This is a genomic window from Micromonospora sp. NPDC057141, from assembly GCF_042670805.1.
Classification (GTDB): Bacteria; Actinomycetota; Actinomycetes; order Mycobacteriales; family Micromonosporaceae; genus Micromonospora.
Window position 1 is genome coordinate 1 of record NZ_JBHUVA010000021.1, and the last position, 19,835, is coordinate 19,835.

At 70.9% G+C, this 19,835-nt stretch carries 16 protein-coding genes; 7 read left to right on the forward strand and 9 right to left on the reverse strand.

Going from position 1 to position 19,835, the window contains the following annotated elements; genetic code table 11:
- The 5 genes from ACFT41_RS14150 to ACFT41_RS14170 form a co-directional block, all read right to left on the reverse strand.
- Positions 1-509: zinc-binding dehydrogenase (locus ACFT41_RS14150; RefSeq protein ID WP_377613822.1), on the reverse strand; the 509-nt coding region annotated here is incomplete at its 3' end.
- 25 nt (positions 510-534) lie between these two features.
- Positions 535-1,773, reverse strand: coding sequence for a mandelate racemase/muconate lactonizing enzyme family protein (locus ACFT41_RS14155; RefSeq protein WP_377590410.1), 1,239 nt, complete (start codon positions 1,771-1,773; stop codon positions 535-537).
- 1 nt (position 1,774) lies between these two features.
- Positions 1,775-2,602: a carbohydrate ABC transporter permease gene (locus ACFT41_RS14160; RefSeq protein WP_377590412.1), complete on the reverse strand. Its 828-nt coding sequence runs from the start codon at positions 2,600-2,602 to the stop codon at positions 1,775-1,777.
- Positions 2,602-3,417, reverse strand: coding sequence for a carbohydrate ABC transporter permease (locus ACFT41_RS14165; protein ID WP_377590413.1), 816 nt, complete (start codon positions 3,415-3,417; stop codon positions 2,602-2,604). Before ACFT41_RS14165 ends, ACFT41_RS14160 begins: the two co-directional genes overlap by 1 nt.
- 124 nt (positions 3,418-3,541) lie before the next feature.
- The gene (locus ACFT41_RS14170; RefSeq protein ID WP_377589467.1) at positions 3,542-4,810 is read right to left on the reverse strand and encodes an ABC transporter substrate-binding protein; all 1,269 of its coding nucleotides are present in this window, start codon (positions 4,808-4,810) and stop codon (positions 3,542-3,544) included.
- A 154-nt stretch (positions 4,811-4,964) separates the two neighbouring features.
- Here ACFT41_RS14170 and ACFT41_RS14175 point away from each other — a divergent pair, with 154 nt between their 5' ends.
- The 6 genes from ACFT41_RS14175 to ACFT41_RS14200 all read left to right on the forward strand — a co-directional run bounded on the left by ACFT41_RS14175 (position 4,965) and on the right by ACFT41_RS14200 (position 13,682).
- Positions 4,965-5,732 carry a FadR/GntR family transcriptional regulator gene (locus ACFT41_RS14175; RefSeq protein WP_377589468.1) on the forward strand — a complete coding sequence of 256 codons (768 nt, stop codon included), beginning with the start codon at positions 4,965-4,967 and terminating at the stop codon, positions 5,730-5,732.
- Between the two features lie 600 nt (positions 5,733-6,332).
- The gene (locus tag ACFT41_RS14180; RefSeq protein WP_377589469.1) at positions 6,333-8,588 is read left to right on the forward strand and encodes an alpha-L-fucosidase; all 2,256 of its coding nucleotides are present in this window, start codon (positions 6,333-6,335) and stop codon (positions 8,586-8,588) included.
- 40 nt (positions 8,589-8,628) lie between these two features.
- The gene (locus tag ACFT41_RS14185) at positions 8,629-9,699 is read left to right on the forward strand and encodes a sugar ABC transporter substrate-binding protein (RefSeq protein ID WP_377589470.1); all 1,071 of its coding nucleotides are present in this window, start codon (positions 8,629-8,631) and stop codon (positions 9,697-9,699) included.
- Positions 9,696-11,237 carry a sugar ABC transporter ATP-binding protein gene (locus tag ACFT41_RS14190; protein WP_377613823.1) on the forward strand — a complete coding sequence of 514 codons (1,542 nt, stop codon included), beginning with the start codon at positions 9,696-9,698 and terminating at the stop codon, positions 11,235-11,237. The genes ACFT41_RS14185 and ACFT41_RS14190 overlap by 4 nt, the downstream gene beginning before the upstream one ends.
- Positions 11,230-12,270: an ABC transporter permease gene (locus tag ACFT41_RS14195; protein ID WP_377589472.1), complete on the forward strand. Its 1,041-nt coding sequence runs from the start codon at positions 11,230-11,232 to the stop codon at positions 12,268-12,270. Before ACFT41_RS14190 ends, ACFT41_RS14195 begins: the two co-directional genes overlap by 8 nt.
- Positions 12,271-12,359: 89 nt before the next feature.
- Positions 12,360-13,682, forward strand: a complete 1,323-nt coding sequence (locus ACFT41_RS14200) for an enolase C-terminal domain-like protein (RefSeq protein WP_377589473.1) — start codon at positions 12,360-12,362, stop codon at positions 13,680-13,682.
- 36 nt (positions 13,683-13,718) lie between these two features.
- Here ACFT41_RS14200 and ACFT41_RS14205 read toward each other — a convergent pair whose 3' ends face one another.
- The gene (locus ACFT41_RS14205) at positions 13,719-14,414 is read right to left on the reverse strand and encodes a FadR/GntR family transcriptional regulator (protein ID WP_377589474.1); all 696 of its coding nucleotides are present in this window, start codon (positions 14,412-14,414) and stop codon (positions 13,719-13,721) included.
- A 133-nt stretch (positions 14,415-14,547) separates the two neighbouring features.
- Between ACFT41_RS14205 and ACFT41_RS14210 the strand changes: the two genes are divergently transcribed.
- The gene (locus ACFT41_RS14210) at positions 14,548-14,883 is read left to right on the forward strand and encodes an L-rhamnose mutarotase (RefSeq protein ID WP_377589475.1); all 336 of its coding nucleotides are present in this window, start codon (positions 14,548-14,550) and stop codon (positions 14,881-14,883) included.
- A 99-nt stretch (positions 14,884-14,982) separates the two neighbouring features.
- Here the strand turns inward: ACFT41_RS14210 and ACFT41_RS14215 are convergent, their stop codons facing one another.
- The 3 genes from ACFT41_RS14215 to ACFT41_RS14225 all read right to left on the reverse strand — a co-directional run bounded on the left by ACFT41_RS14215 (position 14,983) and on the right by ACFT41_RS14225 (position 19,455).
- Positions 14,983-16,275, reverse strand: a complete 1,293-nt coding sequence (locus ACFT41_RS14215; protein WP_377613824.1) for a PHB depolymerase family esterase — start codon at positions 16,273-16,275, stop codon at positions 14,983-14,985.
- 149 nt (positions 16,276-16,424) lie between these two features.
- On the reverse strand, positions 16,425-17,798 hold the full coding sequence (locus ACFT41_RS14220) for an endo-1,4-beta-xylanase (protein WP_377589476.1): 1,374 nt from the start codon (positions 17,796-17,798) through the stop codon (positions 16,425-16,427).
- Positions 17,799-18,426: 628 nt separating this feature from the next.
- Complete coding sequence (locus ACFT41_RS14225; protein ID WP_377589477.1) at positions 18,427-19,455, reverse strand: LacI family DNA-binding transcriptional regulator; 1,029 nt, start codon at positions 19,453-19,455, stop codon at positions 18,427-18,429.
- Between the last annotated feature and the right edge of the window lie 380 nt (positions 19,456-19,835).

Genomic DNA, 19,835 nt, shown 5'->3' on the forward strand with positions numbered 1-19,835 from the left:
CCGCCGACCACGACGACGTGGTCGGCGGCGGTCACCCTCCCCCGCCGGACGTCGTGCACGGCGACCGCGGCGGGTTCGACGAGGGCGGCCCGGTCGAGGGGCAGCTCGTCGGGGAGCGGCACGACCAGTTCCGCCGGGACCGTCCAGGACGACTGCATGGCACCGGGCGAGTCGACGCCGAGGAAGTCCATGGCGTGGCAGATGTGCGAGTTGCCGCGCCGGCAGGCGACGCAGCGGCCACAGAAGCGGGTCGGCATGACGGTGACGGCCTGGCCGACGGCGTAGTCGGTGACCCCCTCGCCGACCTCGGCGACCCGCCCGGACATCTCGTGCCCGATCACCGCCGAGGCGCCGACGCGGGCGTCCATGTCGCCGTGGTAGACGTGCAGGTCGGTGCCGCAGATCCCGGTGTAGGCCACCGCGATGCGCACCTGGCCGGGCCCTGGCGGCTCGGGGGCGCGGCGCTCGACCGCCAGGTGCCGCGCGCCGTGGTAGACGACTGCCTTCATGCGTCCTCCGTCTCGACGGTTGGGGTCAGGGCCGGACGGCGGGCGAGACGCCGCCGTGGGTGTGGGCGGGCGCGCCGGGCAGGACGGTGGCGTGCGGTCGCGCCGTGGCGTGGGCGCGGTCGGCCACCGCCAGCAGCCGTCGGCCGGCCCGTTCCGGCCGCACGTTGGGGCCGTCGGCAGCCGGTGCCTGGGGGCGGCGGTGGGGTGGCCGGATCTCCGCCTCGGTGACCGTGACGCCCAGGCCCGGCGAGTCGCCGAGGACGAACGCGCCGTCCTCGACGTGCAGGTCGAGGCTGATCCCGACCGGGGCGTGCAGGTCCTGCAACTCGCTGACCAGGTGGTTCGGCACCGAGGTGGCGGCGTGCAGCAGCCCGATGGGGCTGTTGCCGATCGGGCTGACCGGCAGGTCGTAGGCGTGCGCCAGGGCGGACACCCGCAGGAAGTGGGTGACGCCCCACACCGCGGCCGCCTGGACGACGTCGACCGCCGCCGCGGCGAGCAGCGGACGGTACTGTTCGAGGCCGGTGAGGTTCTCGCCGGTCGCGACCGACGCGCGGATGCCCTGCCCGACGGCGGCGAGGCCCTCGGCGTCCCACCGCCGCACGGGCTCCTCGATCCAGACCAGGTCCAGGGTGCGTTCGAGTTCGCAGACGTGCCGGACGGCCTGCTTGCGGGTCCACGCCTCGTTCACGTCGAGCATCAGGCCGGGCCGCTGCCCGTGCGCGGCGTCGGTCAGCACGTCCCGTACCAGGTGCAGGCGGTCGCGGTCGCGCTCGATGTCGAGGCCGCCCTTGAGCTTGGCGGCCCGCAGGCCGCGCCGGGCGTAGCCCTCGTAGGCCGCGACCAGTTCGTCGTCGCTCAGCCCGATGTCCAGGCCGGACGCGTAGGCGGGCACCCGCCGGTCGCGTCCGCCCAGCAGCCGCCAGAGCGGTTGCCCGGCCGCCTGTGCCTTGATGTCCCACAGGGCGGTGTCGAGCGCGCCGATGGTCCCGAACACCGAGCCCGCGTGGCCCGCCTTGAACGTCTGCCGCAGCATCCGGTCGTACAGGCTGGTCACGGCGCGGGGGTCCTCGCCGTGGATCGCCGCGAAGATGTTCTCGATGTCCCCGTGCGGCCCGAGGCCGACGCCGCTGATGCCCTCGTCGGTCTCGACCACGACGATGGGCACGGCGGTCACGCCGTCGGCGAAGACGCCGTTGGCGTCCCCGACGGGGCGCCCCCATTCCTGGCTGGTCGTGAGGGTCCGGTACCCGGTTATCCGCATGTCAGCCCTTCGTGGAGCCGGCGGCGACGCCGTCGGCGATCTGGCGCTGGAGGAAGAGGTAGATCACCAGGACGGGGATCGCGGCGATCAGCACCCCGGAGGCGAAGGTGGGGATGTCGGCGGAGTACTGCCCGCGCAGTGAGGTCACCCCGACCATGAGGGTGCGGTGCTCGGCCGAGGGCATCAGCAGCAGCGCGATCAGCACGTCGTTCCAGCAGAAGAGGGTGTTGAGGATGCCGACCGACAGCAACGCCGGGGTGCCCAGGGGCAGCATGATCCGCCGGTAGACGCCGTACACGCTGTTGCCGTCGATGCGGGCCGCGTCGATGATCTCCGTCGGGATGGTCCGGTAGTAGCTGGTCATCAGGAAGATCGTGAAGGGGAGGAACTGCGCGACGTAGGCGAGGACGAGGCCCGGGTAGGTGTCGACGAGCCCCGCGTCGGCCATGATCCGGTTCAGCGGCACCATGATCACCTGGAACGGGACGAAGAGCGCCGCGAGGCAGCCCAGGAACAGCACCGACGAGCCCCGGAAGCGCAGTTGACTCAGCGCGAAGCCGGCCATGGAACCGAACAGCAGCAGCAGGACCACCGAGGACGTCACCGAGACGACCGAGTTGGCGAGGTACCGGGCCATGCCGACGCTGTTCCACGCCGTGGCGATGTTCTCCCAGCGCAGGGCGTCGGCCAGCGAGAAGCGGTCGAGGATGTACTCCCGGCGGGTCTTCATGGCCACGTTCGCGGTGAAGACCAGCGGATAGATCGTCGCCAGCGCCAGGAGGGCCATCGGGACGGCGAGCAGCCACCTGCTCGGCCGGACGCGGGACATCAAGCCTCCCTCACCGTCCGCCGGAGCAGGCTGATCTGCAGCAGCCCCACCACGAGCATGATGAGGAAGAGCACCGTCGAGGCGGCCGACGCGAGCGCCGGGCGGTTCATCTGTCCCTGCTGGATCCAGATGTAGTACTCCGGCAGGTAGGTCGAACCCTCCGGACCGCCGCTGGTCATCACGTAGAGCAGGCCGAACATGGAGGTCAGCATCCCGATCATCGTGGTCACGAAGACGAACTGGATGGTGCGGGAGAGGCTGGGGACGATCACGTGCCGGATGGTCTGCGGCAGCGACGCGCCGTCCACCCGGGCAGCGTCCAGCAGCGAGGCGTCCAGGGTGGCGAACCCGGCGAGGAACACCACCAGCGCCATGCCGAAGGTCGCCCAGACGTGCACCCCGACCACCACGAACATCGCCACGTCGGGGTCGCCGAGCCAGTCCGTCGGCCCGATACCGAGGCCGCCGAGCACGGCGTTGAGCGGGCCGTCGAAGGCGAGCAGGAGGTTGAAGATGGCACCGACGATGACCGGGGAGAGCACCGCCGGGAAGAAGTAGACGCTGCGGTACAACCGGTGCCCCGGCACGCGCAGGTAGATGAAGGTCGCGAGCAGGCCGGGAATCGCCACCGCCACCGGCAGCAGCAGCACGAGCAGCCCGACGTTGCGCAGCGCGCCCCGGAACAGCGGGTCGGCCAACAGCTCCCGGTAGTTGTCGAGACCGACCATCAGCCCGTCGCGGTCGCCGTCCCCGGTGAAGGAGAAGTTGACCCCGAGCAGCAGCGGCCACAGCCGCAGCAGCACGAGGATCAGCACGGCCGGGGCCAGCAGGACGTAGGGGGCGAGGCGTTCGCTCCGCCGGGCGCTGGTGTCGCGCCCGGTCGGTCCGCCCGGCCACCACCGGACGGACCGACGTCAGCGGTTTTCCACTCGGCACGGGTCAACCGGCCTGGTCCGAGGCCGCCAGCTGCTTCACGGCCTCGTCGACGGTGATCGAGCCGCTCAGCAGTTGCTGGGAGACCCGGCCCATCAGGTCCAGGGTGCGCGAGGAGAGGGCCACGTGCAGGGCGGGCTTGCCGCCCTTGAGGTCGGCGACGATCGTGGTCACGGCCGGGCCGCCCTGCGACACGTCGATCGTCGTGTCGGCGGCGATCGCGCCGGCCTGCGCGTGGAAGGCCGTCAGGGCGTCGGTCGAGGTCAACGACCGCACCAGGTCGGCGGCCACCTTCGGGTCCCTGGTCCACTTGGCGACCCCGTATCCGATGCCGCCGTCGAACGGCAGGCTCGGGGTGGCCCCGGGGACGACCACCGGTGCGCGCATCACGCCGACCTTGTCGGCCGGGAGGAACTCGCCGAAGTCCTTCCAGTGCCCGATGTCCGACATCAGCCCGATGACGTGGGAGGCCTTGGCGGACTGGAAGATCGCGAAGGCGTCGTTGAACATCGCCGTCGAGTTCGGCCCGTCGCTGTTGAGCTTCGCGTCCTGGGTCTCCTTCCAGAGCGCGAAGATCCGCTTGACGTGGGGCGAGGTCCAGTCCCGCTTGCCGGCGATCCAGTCGTCGTACTCCTGCGGGGTGAGGACCCCCGATCCGAGGGCCGAGAGGAAGAACTGGATTCCGATACCCTCCTTGTTGCCGAGGGCGAAGCACTTCGTGCCGGTCTGCTTCGTGATGGTGGTGCAGTTGGCGACGAACTCGGGCCACGTGGTGGCCGGCTTCGCCGGGTCGAGGCCGGCCTTCTCGTAGAGCGCCCGGTTGTAGTAGATCGGGTGGCCCTGGAGGGTCACCGGGCCGGCGTAGGTCTTGCCGTCCTTGGTGAACGCGTCCCAACCGGCCAGCCGCTGCCGGTCCTCGGCCACGTACTCGTCCAACGGCAGGAGCGCGTCGACCCGGTCCCGGATCTGCCCGCCGCCGTTGAACAGGATCACGTCGGGCCCCTTGCCTGACTGGATCGCCGTGCCGAGCAGGGTGTAGTACTGGTCGTGGGGCTGGGCGACGAACTCGACGGTCACGCCGGGGTGTTTCCTGGCGAAGTCCGCCTTCGCCTTCTCGATGTACGAGGCGGCGGTGGCCTCACCGGACTTCCAGTCCCATACCACCAGCTTGCTGTCGGAGCCGTCGGGCGAGGAACGCGGCCCCGAGGCGCTCCCGCAGCCAGCCAGCACCAGCGCCGCGACGAGGACCCCTGGCCACACTGTTCGCTGCTTCATCGCTGCTCACCTTCGACTATGCGAGTGCCGGCGAACCGGACGTCGATGCAAGAATTGACGAGAAGGTAACTCGTATGACGTATGACGTCAACACTGGGGCGTAGAATTTCCCGACGGCGCCACGACCGCCGCCCGCGGGGGCACTGGAGGGGACATGACGGCAGCACAGGAGACCACCCCGAGCACCTCGGGCCCCCCGGCGTGGGCACGGCGACCCGCCAACCTCGCCACCGCGGTCACCGCGGAACTGGTGGAACGCATCGTGCGCGGGGTGCACCCCCCGGGGACGCCGCTGCCTCCCGAGCCGGCGCTCTGCGAGGCGTTCTCCGTGAGCCGGACGGTCGTACGGGAGGCGGTGAAGATCCTCCAGGAGAAGGGGCTGGTGCAGATCCGCCAGGGCAGCGGCACCATCGTCACCCCACCGTCGACGTGGGACATGCTCGACGAACTCGTCCTCGCGGCGACCATCGCCGAGGACGACAGCCTGGCGATCCTCGACGACCTGGTCGTCACCCGCCGGGTGCTGGAGTCCGACATGGCCAACGTCGCCGCCCGCGTGGCCGACCAGGAGACCGTCGACCGGCTGCGCGCCCTGGTCGACCGGATGGACGAGCTGGTCGACGACCATGTCACGTACCACGAGCACGACCGCGCGTTCCACGACGTGATCATGCAGGCGTCGGGCAACCGCATCGCCCGTGGCGTGGTGCGGGCCCTGGAGAGCCAGGTCGTGAACACCGCCCGGTACATGGGCCGCACCGAGCGCGCGCTCTGCGTGGCGTCCAACCAGGGGCACCGGCGCATCTACGAACGCATCGCGGCCCACGATCCCGACGGCGCGGCCGAGGCCATGATCACCCACATCACCGAGGCGTGGCTCGTCCGCCGCAGCGGGCCGGGCACCGCGCGGCTGGTGCGCTGAGGGGCGCACCGCTTCGCGGAGGGGCCGGCCCGGGACAGTCCCTGCCGTGCAGGCGCAGGCAGCGGTCAGCTTCGCGTCCACTTCTGGCTGTTGCTGTTGTTGCAGGGCGAGCGGATCACCTGCGTGCCGTTGGCGGTTCCGGCACCGTTCGGTGACAGGCGCAGGCCGGACCGCACGTGGCCCTCCCGGGAAGCTAAATCGATAATCGTCAATCAGATGGACGTCGTACGCTATACCCCGCCCTCCGGGCGGGTCAACCCACGGGCCGCGCGCCGACCCTGGCATCATCACACATATCGATGTTAACGTTCCCACAACGTCGCCGACACATCTCCGACTCGCCGACCACTCCGGCGTGGCGCGGTTCGGAACGCGCAACGTGCCGCCGACGTGCCGACAGCCCGCCAGCCCGCCAGCCCGCCAGCTGGCATACATCTGATGTCAGCGGATGCAGGCGGAGCGATCGAGGAGCCAGGTGCCGGCACCAGCAAGGGAATTCACGCTCGCGACGGCGTTGACGTTTCCCAATGGGACCACCTAACGTCTGATGTCTGAGACGCGTGGCCGCCACCAAGCCACCCCTTGTCTGGAGGGATCCCCATGTCCCGTCCCCCATTCACCCGCCGCTCGCTGCTGGCCGGCATCGGCGTGGGCGGCATCGCCGCCGCCACCGGCGGCCTCATCCGCGCGGTCCCCGCCCATGCCGCTATCCCCGGCCCGACCAACTACTCCCAGACCTGGGACTCGGTCGGCCAGCACCCGGCGGCTGCCGAGTGGTTCCAGGACGCCAAGTTCGGCATCTACTACCACTGGGGCGCCTTCAGCGTGCCCGCGTTCGCCAACGAGTGGTACCCGCGCAACATGTACAACAACGGCTCGAACGAGAACAACCACCACAAGAGCGTCTACGGTGACCCGTCGGTGTGGCCGTACCACAACTTCATCAACGGGGCCAACGACAGGTCCGGCCGCTTCGTCCAGTTCGCCCCCAAGCTCAGGTCCGCTGGCGGTAACTTCGACCCGAACGAGTGGGCGCAGCTGTTCGTCGACGCCGGCGCGAAGTTCGCCGGGCCGGTGGCCGAGCACCACGACGGCTTCTCCATGTGGAACAGCCAGGTCAACGAGTGGAACTCCGTCGCCAAGGGACCCCGCCTCGACCTGCTGAGGCTGCACACCGACGCGATCCGGGCCCGTGGCCTCAAGGTCCTGGTCGCCATGCACCACGCGTTCAACTTCACCGGCTTCTACCAGTGGGCGCCGCAGCAGTCCGACCCGAGCCTGCGCAAGCTCTACGGGCAGTTGGGCACCGCCGCCGAGGAACAGCTCTGGTACGACAAGCTCCGCGAGGTCGTCGACCAGGCCCAGCCGGACATCATCTGGCAGGACTTCGACCTGCGCCGCATCAGCGACGCGCAGCGGCTGAAGTTCCTGGCCTACTACTACAACCGGGCCGTCGCGTGGGACAAGGAGGTCGTCGCCACCTACAAGGACGGCCTGGAACTCGGCGGCGCGGTCTACGACTACGAGCGCGGCGGGCCCGCCGAGCTGCGCACCCCCTACTGGCTGACCGACGACAGCATCAGCAGCTCGAGCTGGTGCTACACCACGGGGATCGGCTACTACACGCTCAACCAGATGCTGCACTCCCTGATCGACCGGGTCAGCAAGAACGGCAACATGGTGCTCAACATCGCGCCGATGGCCGACGGCACGATCCCGTCGGGGCAGCAGACGATCCTGCGCGGCATCGGCGACTACCTGCGGCGCTTCGGCGAGTCCGTCTACTCCACCCGAGCCTGGACGACGCACGGCGAAGGCCCGACCCAGATGGGCGGCGGTTCCTTCACCCAGCCGCGGGCGGGCACCCCCCAGGACGTCCGCTTCACCCGCAGCAAGGACAACCGCGTGCTGTACGCGACGATCCTCGGCTGGCCGGGCAGCTCGGTCACCATCGCCACGCTCGCGTCCGGCCGGATCGACCTCGCCTCCCTGGCCGGCGTGCAACTGCTCGACACCACCGCCGGCAGCTACGTCAACCTGCCGACCCGCACCCAGGACACCACCGGGCTGCGGATCACCCTGCCGTCGGCGAGCGCCCCGTTCAGCGCGCCGGCGTACGTGGTGAAGCTGACCTTCAACGGGGCGATCCCGACCCTCGGCGGCGGGCCCGCCGTCGCCTCGCCGGTCAGCGTCTACGCCAACATCGGCTACGACAGCGGCCTCAACCTGTCGGTCGGCAGCTACACCGCGGCGCAGTTGCAGTCCGCCGGCATCGGGCTGCGGACCATCTCGTCGGTGCGGGTCGCCGCCGGCCACCAGCTCGTCGGGTACGCGAACGACAACTTCTCCGGCACCAGCTGGACCTTCACCGCCGACAACGCCGACCTGCGCAACACCGGCAACAACGACGCGATCGCCTCCCTGCGGGTGACCTTCAACCCGGCCACGTACCAGCGGATCACCAACGTGACCAACGGCCTGGCGCTCGACAGCGGCGGCAACGTCGCCTCCGGAGCACCACTGAAGCAGTGGAGCTGGGACGGCAGCACCAACCTGCAGTGGCAGCTCGTCGACCTGGGCACCGGCTACCACCGCATCGTCAACCGCACCAACGGCATGGTGGTCGACGGCTTCGGCCTCACCGGCAACGGGGCTGCGGCCCAGCAGGCGCCGTGGAACGGCGGCAACTCCCAGCAGTGGCAGATCACCGACCAGGGCAACCGGCGGTACCGGATCGCCAACCGGGTGACCGGGCTGGTGCTCGACGGCGGCGGCCAGGTCGCCTCCGGCTCGACCGTCAAGCAGTGGAGCTGGGACGGCAGCACCAACCTGCTCTGGACCATCGCCGCCGTCTGATCCCCGCAGTGCCCGCCGACGCAGAGATGGAGAAGACACGTTGAACCGGAGAATCCTGGCGAGCGCGGGGCTGACGCTGCTGCTCGGCGTGACGGCCGCCCTCACCGCCGGCTGTGGTGACCGGTCGGGCGGCGGGACCGGCTCGGGCAGCGGCAAACCGCTCGTCGGGGTCGACTACCCGCGCTCGGACACCGACTTCTGGAACTCGTACATCAAGTACGTGCCGCAGTCCGCCGACGAACTGGGGGTCGAGGTCAAGACCACCAACTCGCAGAACGACATCGCGAACCTCATCTCGAACGCCCAGACCTTCATCAGCCAGGGCGTCAAGGGGGTGGTGATGGCCCCGCAGGACACCGCCGCCATCGCGCCGACCCTGGCGCAGCTCGACAGCCGCAAGATCCCGGTGGTCACCATCGACACCCGGCCGGACACCGGCAAGGTGTTCATGGTGGTGCGCGCCGACAACCGCGCCTACGGCATCAAGGCGTGCCAGTTCCTGGGCACCAAGCTGGGCGGCCGGGGCAAGGTCGTCATGCTCCAGGGCGGCCTGGACTCGATCAACGGCCGGGACCGCACCGAGGCGTTCAACGAGTGCATGCGCAGGGACTTCCCCGGCATCACCGTGTTCGGTGAGGCCACCGACTGGAAGGCCGACGTGGCGGCGTCGAAGCTACAGACCCGCTTCGCGTCGGACCCGGACATCAAGGGCATCTACATGCAGTCCTCGTTCGCGCTGTCGGGCACCCTGCAGATCCTCAAGCAACGGGGTCTGCGGGTGCCGCCGACCGACCCCAAGCACGTCTTCGTCGTCTCCAACGACGGCATCCCGGAGGAGCTGAAGAGCATCGGCGACGGCCTGATCGACGCCACCGTCAGCCAGCCCGCCGACCTGTACGCCCGCTACGGGCTGGAGTACGTCAAGGCGGCGATCGAGGGCAGGACGTTCCAGCCCGGCCCCACCGAGCACGGCAGCACCATCATCCAGGTGCGCGAGGGCCTGCTGGAGGACCAGCTGCCCGCCCCGCTGGTGACGCTGGACGGCGCGCCGATCGCGAGTCAGCCCACCGTGAAGTTCGACGACGCGTCGCTGTGGGGCCGTAACGCATGAGTGCCGCCCTGCACCGCCCGGGCGACGGGCCGGCCGGCGACGACCGGCCCGTCGTCGAGGCGGTGAACGTCACCAAGCGCTTCGGGTCCACGCTCGCCCTGTCCGAGGCGGGCATCCTGGTCCGCCGCGGCGAGACGCACGCCCTGGTGGGACGCAACGGCGCCGGCAAGTCGACGTTGGTGGGCATCCTCACCGGGCTGCAGGCCGCCGACGCCGGCGCGGTGGCCTTCGCCGGACGCCCGGCCCCGCCGCTGGGTGACCGCGACGCCTGGCGGCAGCGGGTGGCGTGCGTCTACCAGAAGTCGACGATCATCCCCACGCTCACCGTGGCCGAGAACCTGTTCCTCAACCGGCACGCGCGGGGGCGCAGCGGGTTGATCCGCTGGTCGGGCCTGCGGCGGGAGGCGGAGCGACTGCTGGCGGCGTGGTCGGTCGACGTCGACGTGCGGCAGCCGGCCTCGACCCTCTCCGTCGAGCAACGGCAGTTCGTGGAGATCGCCCGCGCGCTGTCCTTCGGGGCCCGGTTCATCATCCTCGACGAGCCGACCGCCCAGCTCGACGCGGCGGGCATCAACCGCCTGTTCGCCCGGGTCCGCGACCTGCGGGCGCACGGGGTGACGTTCCTGTTCATCAGTCACCACCTCCAGGAGATCTACGAGCTCTGCGACCGGGTGACGGTCTTCCGCGACGCCCGGCACATCGTCACCGCCGACGTGGCCGGGCTGAGCCGGCAGGCGTTGGTCGCCGCGATGACCGGCGAGGACGTGACGATGCCGGAGGCCGACCATCGGCCCCCGGCGTCCGACGCGCCGGTGCTGCTGTCGGTGCGTGACCTGGTCACCTCGTCCGGCGCCGAGCTGTCGCTGGAGGCCAGGGCGGGCGAGGTCGTCGGCATCGCCGGTGGCGGCGGCAGCGGCAAGGTCGAGGTCGCCGAGGCGATCGTCGGTCTCGCCCGCCCGACGGGCGGGACGGTCGCCCTCGGCGGCCGGGTGCTGCGTCCGGGCAGTGTGCCCGACGCCCTCGCCGCCGGCGTCGGGCTGGTGCCGCAGGACCGGCACCGGGAGGGCCTGGTGCCGTCGCTGTCCATCGCGGAGAACGTCACGATGACCGTGCCGGAGCGCGTCGGGCGCTACGGCCTCATCTCGCCGGCCCGGCGCGACGCCCTGGCCCGGGACACGATCGCCGACCTGGCGATCAAGGCCTCCGGCCCGCACGTGCCGGTCTCCGACCTGTCGGGCGGCAACCAGCAGAAGGTCGTCATGGGCCGGGCGCTGGCCAGCGACCCGCAGGCGCTGGTCCTCATCACCCCGACCGCCGGGGTCGACGTGCGGTCGAAGCAGACCCTCCTCGGCGTCGTCGAGGAGGTGCGCCGCCGGGGCACCACCGTGCTGGTGGTCTCCGACGAGCTCGACGACCTGCGGATCTGCGACCGCGTGCTGGTGATGTTCCAGGGCCGGGTCGTCGGCGAGCTGACCCACGGCTGGAGCGACAACGATCTGGTAGCCGCCATGGAAGGGGTGGACCTCCACCATGTCTGAGACGCTGTCCACCGCCAAGGCGCCGTCCCCGCCACCACCGGCTCCCCCGGCGTCGCCGTCGCGGAGCGTGGCCATCGCCCGGCTGCGTGACCTGGCGCTGGTGCCGGCGATCATCGCGGTCGCCGTCGTCGGGTCGATCGTCAACCCGGTCTTCCTCAGCTCCGACAACATCATCAACGTGCTGCAGAGCATGTCGGAGATCGCCATCCTGGTCCTCGCCCAGACCATCGTGCTGATCACCGGCAAGATGGACCTGTCGCTGGAGTCCACCTTCGGCCTGGCTCCCGGCATCGCCGCCTGGCTGGTCGTCGACCCCGCGCTCACCCGGGGCCTCGGGCTCGACGCGCTGCCGGATGCCTGGGCGGTGCCGGTGGTCCTGCTCGTCGGCGCGCTCGTGGGTGCCTTCAACGGGCTGCTCATCGTCCGGTTCGGCCTCAACGGCTTCATCGTGACGCTGGGCATGCTCATCATCCTGCGTGGGCTGCTCACCGGCATCTCCGGCGGGCAGACCTTCTTCGCGCTGCCCGGGTCGATGACGTATCTCGGCTCCGCGAGCTGGTTCGGGGCGCCGGCCTCGATCTGGGTGTCGCTGCTGCTGTTCGCCGCCGGGATCGTGGCCCTCGGCCACACCCGCGCCGGCCGGGCCCTGTACGCGATCGGCGGCAACGCCGACGCGGCCCGCGCGGCGGGCATCCGCACCGACCGGGTGCTGTGGATCGCGCTCGTCGTGGCCAGTGTGCTCGCGGCGCTCGCCGGCCTGCTGATCAGCGGCCGGCTCGCGGCGGTGCCGGCGGCCCAGGGCAGCGGCGCCATCTTCCAGGTCTTCGCGGCGGCGGTGATCGGCGGCGTCAGCCTCAACGGCGGAAAGGGCAGCGTGTTCGGTGCCTTCACCGGCGTACTGCTGCTGTTCATGATCATTAATGTGTTGACCCTGGCCGGGGTGCCCGCGCAGTGGACGAACTTCCTCAACGGCGCCGTCATCCTGGTGGCCCTGGTGGTCTCCCGCATCACCGGGGGCAAGGCACAGACGTGAGACGACCCGGCCCGCCGCACGGGCCCGCGCCAGGCAGTCCCACGAGCCGGGCACAAGCCGGCCGACGTTCCCCATCCCCAGGAGTTACGGTGACCGAACGCATCACGTCCGTGGCAACCATCGACGTACGCTTTCCCACCTCCCGGCACCGCGACGGGTCGGACGCGATGAACCCCTTCCCGGACTACTCCGCCGCTTACGTCATCCTGCGCACGTCGGCGGGCGCCGCGGGGTACGGTCTCGTCTTCACCGTGGGCCGCGGCACCGAGATCCAGGTCGCGGCCGTGCAGTCGCTCGCCCCGATGGTGGTCGGCCAGCCGGTCGACGAGCTGACCGCCGACCCGGGCGCGCTGGCCCGCCGGCTCGTCGGCGACAGCCAGATCCGCTGGCTGGGCCCGGCGAAGGGCGTCGTGCACATGGCCGCCGGGGGCCTGGTCAACGCGGTGTGGGACCTCGCCGCCCGGCGGGCGGGCCAGCCGCTGTGGAAGCTGCTCGCCGACCTCACCCCGGAGCAACTCGTCGCGCAGGTCGACTTCCGCTACCTGCGCGACGCCCTCACCGAGGACGAGGCGCTCGCGCTGCTGCGGGGGGCCGTCGCCGGCCGGGCCGAGCGCGAGCGCCGGCTGCGGGCCGAGGGCTATCCGGCGTACACCACGACCCCGGGGTGGCTGGGCTACGACGACGAGAAGCTGGCCCGGCTCTGCGCCGAGGCGGTGCGCGAGGGGTACGAGTTGATCAAGCTCAAGGTCGGCGGGAACCTGGCCGACGACGTCCGCCGGATGGGCATCGCCCGGCAGGCCGTCGGGCCGGACGTCCGCATCGCCGTCGACGCCAACCAGATCTGGGGCGTGCCGGAGGCGATCCGGTGGATGCGCGAGCTCGCCGCGTTCGACCCGTACTGGATCGAGGAGCCGACCTCGCCGGACGACGTGCTCGGGCACGCCGCCGTGCGCAAGGCGCTCGCCCCGGTCAAGGTGGCCACCGGCGAGCACGTGCACAACGCGGTGATGTTCAAGCAGCTCCTCCAGGCCGACGCCGTCGACGTGGTGCAGATCGACGCCTGCCGGGTCGCCGGCGTCAACGAGAACCTGGCGATCCTGCTGCTCGCCGCGAAGTTCGGCGTACCGGTCTGCCCGCACGCCGGCGGGGTGGGGCTCTGCGAGCTGGTGCAGCACCTGGCCATGTTCGACTTCGTCGCGCTCAGCGGCAGCACCGAGGACCGGTCCATCGAGTACGTCGACCACCTGCACGAACACTTCGTGGATCCGGTACGCGTCACCGCCGGGCGGTACCTGGCGCCCACCGCGCCGGGAATGAGCGCGGAGATCGTCACCGCCTCCGTGAGCGACTACCGGTACCCGGACGGCCCCCAGTGGACGACCACCCGGGTCGGTGCGGCGGCGACGGGGTGAGCGGGCCCGCCGGCCCGGCCGCGCCCGGGGGCACGGCTAGGCATCCGTCGCCTGGGCGGCGAGCACCCGACGCAGCCACGCCTCGGAGGTGTTGACGTGCACCAGTGCGCTGGCCTGGGCGAGCAGCTGGTCACGGGAGCGCAGCGCGAGGTAGATCGCGTGGTGCTCGTCGATCGTCTGGTGTGCCGCGTTGCCCTCGATCAACCCGCGCCACACCCGGGCCCGCACCGTACGGCTGGACAGCCCGGCCAGCAGCGAGGCGAGGGTCTCGTTGCCGGTGGCGGCGATGACGGTCTGGTGGAAGGCGATGTCGAACCGGATCAGCTTCTCGGCGTCGTCGGCCGCCGCCCGCATCTCCTCCAGGATCCGGCTGAGCTCGGCGAGGTGGGCGTCGGTCATCCGCAGCGCCGCCAGGCCGGTGGCCACCGGCTCCAGCATCCGGCGCACCTCCACGACCTCCAGCAGCGTGTCGTCGCGCAGCAGCTCCACCGCCACGCCCAGCCCTTCCAGCAGCAGCCGGGGGGCGAGGCTGGTGACGTACGTCCCGTCGCCCCGCCGCACGTCGAGCACCCTGGCCGATTCGAGCACCTTCACCGCCTCCCGCACCCCGCTGCGCGACAGCCCCATCTGCGCGGCCAGTTGCGGCTCCGGCGGCAGTCGCGCGCCCGGCGGCAGTTCGCCGCTCTGGATCATGCTCCGGATCCTCGCGATCGCGTCGTCGGTCAGTGCCATCCCGGTCCCCTTCGCACCCGCCGCCAGCAGACACCACTATAGAGACATCAGATGTCTGCCACCGTCGCAAGCGCGGCGGCGACCTACGCGGGCCGCCACCGGCGCCCCGTCCCCGCCCAAGGAAGGACCTGACGTGCAACGTTACGGCTGCCTCATCCGGCTCCGGCCCGAACACCGGGAAACCTACCTGCGGTTGCACGCCGCCGTCTGGCCGAGCGTCGAGCAGACCCTGCGTGCCGCCAACTTCCGCTACTACACCATCTTCCTCCACGCCGACCTGCTGTTCGGCTATTACGAGTACGTCGGTGACGACCACGACGCCGACCTGCGCCTCATCGCCGCCGACCCGCAGACCCAGGCATGGTGGAAGCTGACCGACCCGTGCCAGGAGTCGCTCGCCGAGCCGGGCTCGGGGCACTGGTGGGCACCGATGCAGGAGGTCTGGCACCTGCCCGACGACGCTGCCTGAGCAGGCGAAGAGGTCGTCCGGAGCACGGCGATGCTCCGGGGTGGCGGACCACGAACGGTCCACCGCCCCGGAGCCGAGGTGCTGCTGCCCGTCAGACGGTCAGCTGGCGGTGCAGGTGGGAGTCTGGGTGGGCGCGGTACCGGTGCCCTGGAACCCGAACTCGGTCACCTGACCGGCGGCAAGCTGACCGTTGTAGTCGACATTGGCGAACCGCACCGTCCCGCTGCTACCAGCAGCCGTCGCCGACCACGTGTTCGTCACACTCGAACCACCCGGCAACGTCACACCGACGTTCCAACCCCGGGTACCACCAGAACCCGCCGTCACCTTCACCGTCGCCACGAAACCACCCGTCCACGAATTCACCGACACCGTCGCCGAACACCCCACCCCACCCGGCGGCGGAGTCGTCGGGCTCGTGGTCGGGCTCGGCGGCGGAGTCGTCGGGCTCGGCGGAGGCGTGGTGGGGCTGGCGGCGTCGAAGCCGAGGAAGCGGATGGCCTGCGCAGCGTCGAACGGGATGGAGTGGCCGTACCCCTGGAAGCTGATCGCCTCGACCGGCGCGGTGCCGCCGGTGCCGCCGTAGCGGGTGCGGGTGGCGCTGGTCTGCGGGTAGTCGGTGTAGCTGGGGGTCTGGGACACGCCCAGCACGTTGGTCCACTGCTTGACCTGCTCGCCGAAGTTGACGTAGCTCAGCGTGGTGTCCGTGGTGCCGTGCCAGATCTGCATACGGGGACGCTTGCCGGTGTAGCCGGGGTAGGCGTTGCGGACCAGGTCGCCCCACTGCTGGGGGGTCTTGACGATCCGTCCGCCGGAGCACTCGCTGTTCCACTCCGAACCGTTGGTGGTGGCGAAACAGCCGAACGGGACGCCGGAGGAACTGACCCCGGCGTTGAACACGTCCGGGTAGAGGCCGGCCATCACGTTGGTCATCATCGCGCCGGACGAGAACCCCGCGACGCCGATGCGGCTCGGGTCGACCGGGTAGCGGTTGCGGACGTAGTCGATCATGGACTTGAGGCCGACCGGATCGCTACCACCGTCGCGCCGGAGGGCCTGCGGGGAGGAGACGTCCCAGCATTTGCTGCTCCGGGTCACCGACGGGTAGACCACGATGTAGCCGTAGCGGTCGGCAAGGGAGCTGAGCTGGAAGCCGGTGTGTATCGCCGGACCGCTGCCGGTGCAGTAGTGCAGGGCCAGGAGCAGCGCGGGTCGAGCCGCCACCCGGTCCGGCACGTACAGGTGCATCTGGAGGTTTGTCGGGTTGGTGCCGAAGTTGGTCACCTGGGTGAGCGTCGCGGCCGACGCCGGGGTGGCGGCCGTGATCACGGCCGTCGTCGTCGCCAGGGCCGTCGCCAGCGCGGCCGCCAGCAGAGCGATCCTTCGTTTCATCGGTGGATCCTTCGTCGTGGGTGGATGCGGCGGCAGGGCGTGCCCCGGTCTGGGCGACCCGGCCGGCCCGGTCCTCGGTCGCCGGGCCGACCCAACAACAGGAGACCCCCGGCCCGACCCGGAGCACCCCGGGTCGGGCCGGCGGTGCGTCAGCTGGCGGTGCAGGTGGGAGTCTGGGTGGGCGCGGTACCGGTGCCCTGGAACCCGAACTCGGTCACCTGACCGGCGGCAAGCTGACCGTTGTAGTCGACATTGGCGAACCGCACCGTCCCGCTGCTACCAGCAGCCGTCGCCGACCACGTGTTCGTCACACTCGAACCACCCGGCAACGTCACACCGACGTTCCAACCCCGGGTACCACCAGAACCCGCCGTCACCTTCACCGTCGCCACGAAACCACCCGTCCACGAATTCACCGACACCGTCGCCGAACACCCCACCCCACCCGGCGGCGGAGTCGTCGGGTTCGGCGGAGTGGTGGTCGGGTTCGGCGGAGTGGTCGTCGGGTTCGGGATGCCCGGGCCGGCGTTGAGGGCGTTGAGGACGGCGTCGTACGCCGGCTTCTTGTTGCCGTTGCAGTCGAACAGCAGGGCGTTGTCGGACCCTCGCCACGAGTCGCAGTCCCGCACGCCCCACACCGTGATGCCGGTGCAGCGCGACACGTTCATGCAGGCCCGGGTGACCGCGCCGAAGATGTTGGCCTGGTTGCCGCCGGTCATGACGTCCAGCTCGGTGATCTGCACGTCGACGCCGAGGTCCGCGAACCGCTGGAGGTTGGCCTGGTAGTCGCTGGCCAGGGTGGTGCCCAGGTGGGACTGGAAGCCGACGCAGTCGATCGGCACGCCCCGGGACTTGAAGTCGCGCACCATGTTGTAGATGCCGGTCGACTTCGCGTTGACCCCGTCGGTGTTGTAGTCGTTGTAGCAGAGCTTCGCGCCCGGGTCGGCGGCCCGCGCGGCGCGGAACGCCGCCTCGATCCAGTCGTTGCCGGTGCGCTGGAGGTTGGAGTCACGACGCCCGCCGCTGCCGCCGTCGGCGAACGCCTCGTTCACCACGTCCCAGGAGTGGATCTGCCCCTTGAAGTGGCTGGCGACCTGGGTCACGTGGTTGATCATCGCGCTGCGCAGGGCGCTGCCGGACATGTTCTGCGCCCAGCCCGGCTGCTGCTGGTGCCAGAGCAGGGCGTGACCCCGCACGCTCATCCCGTTGGCCCGGGCATGGCTGACGAGGCGGTCACCACCGGTGTAGTTGAACTGGCCCTGTTGCGGCTCGGTGGCGTCCCACTTCATCTCGTTCTCGGCCACGACGCTGTTGAACTCGCGGTTGAGAACCGTCGTGTACGTGCTGTTGGAAAGCTTGCCCGTCGCGACCGCAGCACCGAAGTAGCGGCCCTTCTCTGCCGCCGCCGCGCCCAGGGTCGTCCCGGCGCTGGCGGCAGGGGCCATCGCCACCATCACGCCGGCGGTGAGTACGCCGGTGACCGCGAGGGTCGCCGTCGTCAGCAGGGCTCTCTTGCGTCTCATGTCGATTCCTTCTCGGTGTGGTTTGCCGCGGTGTGGTGGGGTGCCCTGACTCGCTCCCAGGGACGGGCGGCGCGGACCGCTGCACGGGCGGACCATCCTGAAACGGCCGCATTCACCGCACACGAGGCCACACGAAGCCCGTCGCGCCGTCGCCGGCAGCTGCTGGTGGGAGTCCCGACACGACGTCCCGCATGCCCGGTGGGGAGTCGTGATCCCGAGGTTCGACCGGCAGAGCCCGCCCGGTGGGCCCATGGACGCCGTCATCCTCGACATCGACTGTGAACGATAACAAGACTATTCGTCAAGTCCTGCCGGATCGCGTCGGGCAGACCCTCCGACTTCCGCACCTCGCCACGCCCGGCCTCCTGGCCCTATTCGGGCACGCCCGGTCCTGACGGTTGCAGGTTCTACGGTGAGGAACGAACGATGCGACACGACACGACACGACACGACACGACACGATCAGCGGCTGCGGCGCAGGGCTCGGCCGTCCGCGACGGACGGAGGGCGGTGGAGCGAGTCGGCTCACGTTCGACCTGCTCGGCCCGGTGCGCGCCTGGTGGCGTGCCGAGGAGGTCGACCGGCTGCGGCGGGCGCTGGAGGTCGGGCCGGACTGCGCTGCCGGCGGTCAGCCCAGCGGCAGGGACGACTCCCGCATCACCAGGCGGCCGGGGAACTCCTCCGAGGTGGGCACCGCACCGCCGATGGCGGCGAAGAGCCGCTGACCGGCCACCGCGCCGAGGTGTTTGAGATTCATGTCGATGCTGGTCAGGCGCGGACGGGAGTGCGCGGCGATGGCCTCCCAGTTGTCGAAGCCGATCACCGAGGTCGTGCCCGGCACATCGCGCCCGAGGTCGCGCAGCGACTCCAGCACCCCCCGGGCGATCTGGTCGCTGCCGCAGAAGATCCCGTCGACCTCGGGATGCCGCTCGACGACCATCCGGGCCGCGGCGCGCCCCCAGGCCTCGTCCCACGACCCGAAGTACGGCCCGTCGCCCACCATGGTCAGGCCGGCGGCGGCGAGCGTGGCCGCCGCCCCCTCGGCGCGGTCCCGGGCAGCCCGGTAGACCGCCTCGCCGGTGATGTGGGCGATGTCGCGCCGGCCGCACGCCATCAGGTGCTCGACGGCCAGCCGGCCACCGCCCACGTTGTCGACGGTGAGCGAGATGTCGGCCGGATCGGCGGAGGGGTCGTAGACGTACACGACCGGCACCGGGATGTTCCCGGCGAGCGGCGGGCGCGGATCGGTGCGGGAGCCCACCACGATCAGGCCGTCCACGCGCCGGGACAGCAGCGCCTGCACGTGGTGCTTCTCCCGGATCGCGTCGCCGCGCGCGTCGCAGAGGAAGACCGAGACCTGCCCCGCCCCGAAGGCGTCCTCCACGCCCATCAGGATGGGGATCGAGAAGCGCCCCTCCAGGTCGCTGGTCAGCAGGCCGACGGTGCCGGTCCGGCCGCTGAGCAGCCCACGGGCCAGGGCGTTCGGCGCGAAGGACAGCAACTCCGCGGCCTCCAGCACCCGGACTCTCGTGGTCGCCCGCACCTCGCCGCGCCCGTTGATCGCCTTGGACGCGGTCGCGACCGACACCCCGGCCAGTCTGGCGACGTCGGTGAGCGTGGGCGTGCGGTTGGCGGGGACCTCCGGCTCGGTGGTCATGTGCTGCTCCCTCCCCGCGAGCGCGCGGGGCGCCCGCGACCCGACCGCCTCCGGGGCACCGCGCACTCCCTCACGGAAAGTAGACCGGTAAACCTTTTCGAGGGCGTTTCGATGCGGTTACCCACGGCTCGTGCCGGCCCTCGTCCTAGCTTCTCGCGTAGCCGAACACTACACCGGAGCGCCCCGCCGCCGGTTGCCGGCAAGGTCGCCTCCGGGTTCCACGCCGAAAGGGCTGCCGAAAGATCGCGCCGGGGCGGTGGGGGGGGGGGGGGCCCCCCCCCCCCCCCCCCCCCCCCCCCCCGGGGGCCCCCCCCCCGGGGCGCGGCCGTGTGTTTTAAAAAAAAGAAGCCGCCCCCCCAAACGGTGGGGTTTATAAAGGG

Bases quoted from the DNA above. Each gene is read 5' to 3' on its own strand.
- ACFT41_RS14220 (WP_377589476.1), bottom strand. From the start codon at position 17,798: ATGAGACGCAAGAGAGCCCTGCTGACGACGGCGACCCTCGCGGTCACC.
- ACFT41_RS14225 (WP_377589477.1), bottom strand. From the start codon at position 19,455: ATGACCACCGAGCCGGAGGTCCCCGCCAACCGCACGCCCACGCTCACC.
- ACFT41_RS14215 (WP_377613824.1), bottom strand. From the start codon at position 16,275: ATGAAACGAAGGATCGCTCTGCTGGCGGCCGCGCTGGCGACGGCCCTG.
- ACFT41_RS14175 (WP_377589468.1), top strand. From the start codon at position 4,965: ATGACGGCAGCACAGGAGACCACCCCGAGCACCTCGGGCCCCCCGGCG.
- ACFT41_RS14190 (WP_377613823.1), top strand. From the start codon at position 9,696: ATGAGTGCCGCCCTGCACCGCCCGGGCGACGGGCCGGCCGGCGACGAC.
- ACFT41_RS14155 (WP_377590410.1), bottom strand. From the start codon at position 1,773: ATGCGGATAACCGGGTACCGGACCCTCACGACCAGCCAGGAATGGGGG.
- ACFT41_RS14180 (WP_377589469.1), top strand. From the start codon at position 6,333: ATGTCCCGTCCCCCATTCACCCGCCGCTCGCTGCTGGCCGGCATCGGC.
- ACFT41_RS14170 (WP_377589467.1), bottom strand. From the start codon at position 4,810: ATGAAGCAGCGAACAGTGTGGCCAGGGGTCCTCGTCGCGGCGCTGGTG.
- ACFT41_RS14205 (WP_377589474.1), bottom strand. From the start codon at position 14,414: ATGGCACTGACCGACGACGCGATCGCGAGGATCCGGAGCATGATCCAG.
- ACFT41_RS14195 (WP_377589472.1), top strand. From the start codon at position 11,230: ATGTCTGAGACGCTGTCCACCGCCAAGGCGCCGTCCCCGCCACCACCG.
- ACFT41_RS14160 (WP_377590412.1), bottom strand. From the start codon at position 2,602: ATGTCCCGCGTCCGGCCGAGCAGGTGGCTGCTCGCCGTCCCGATGGCC.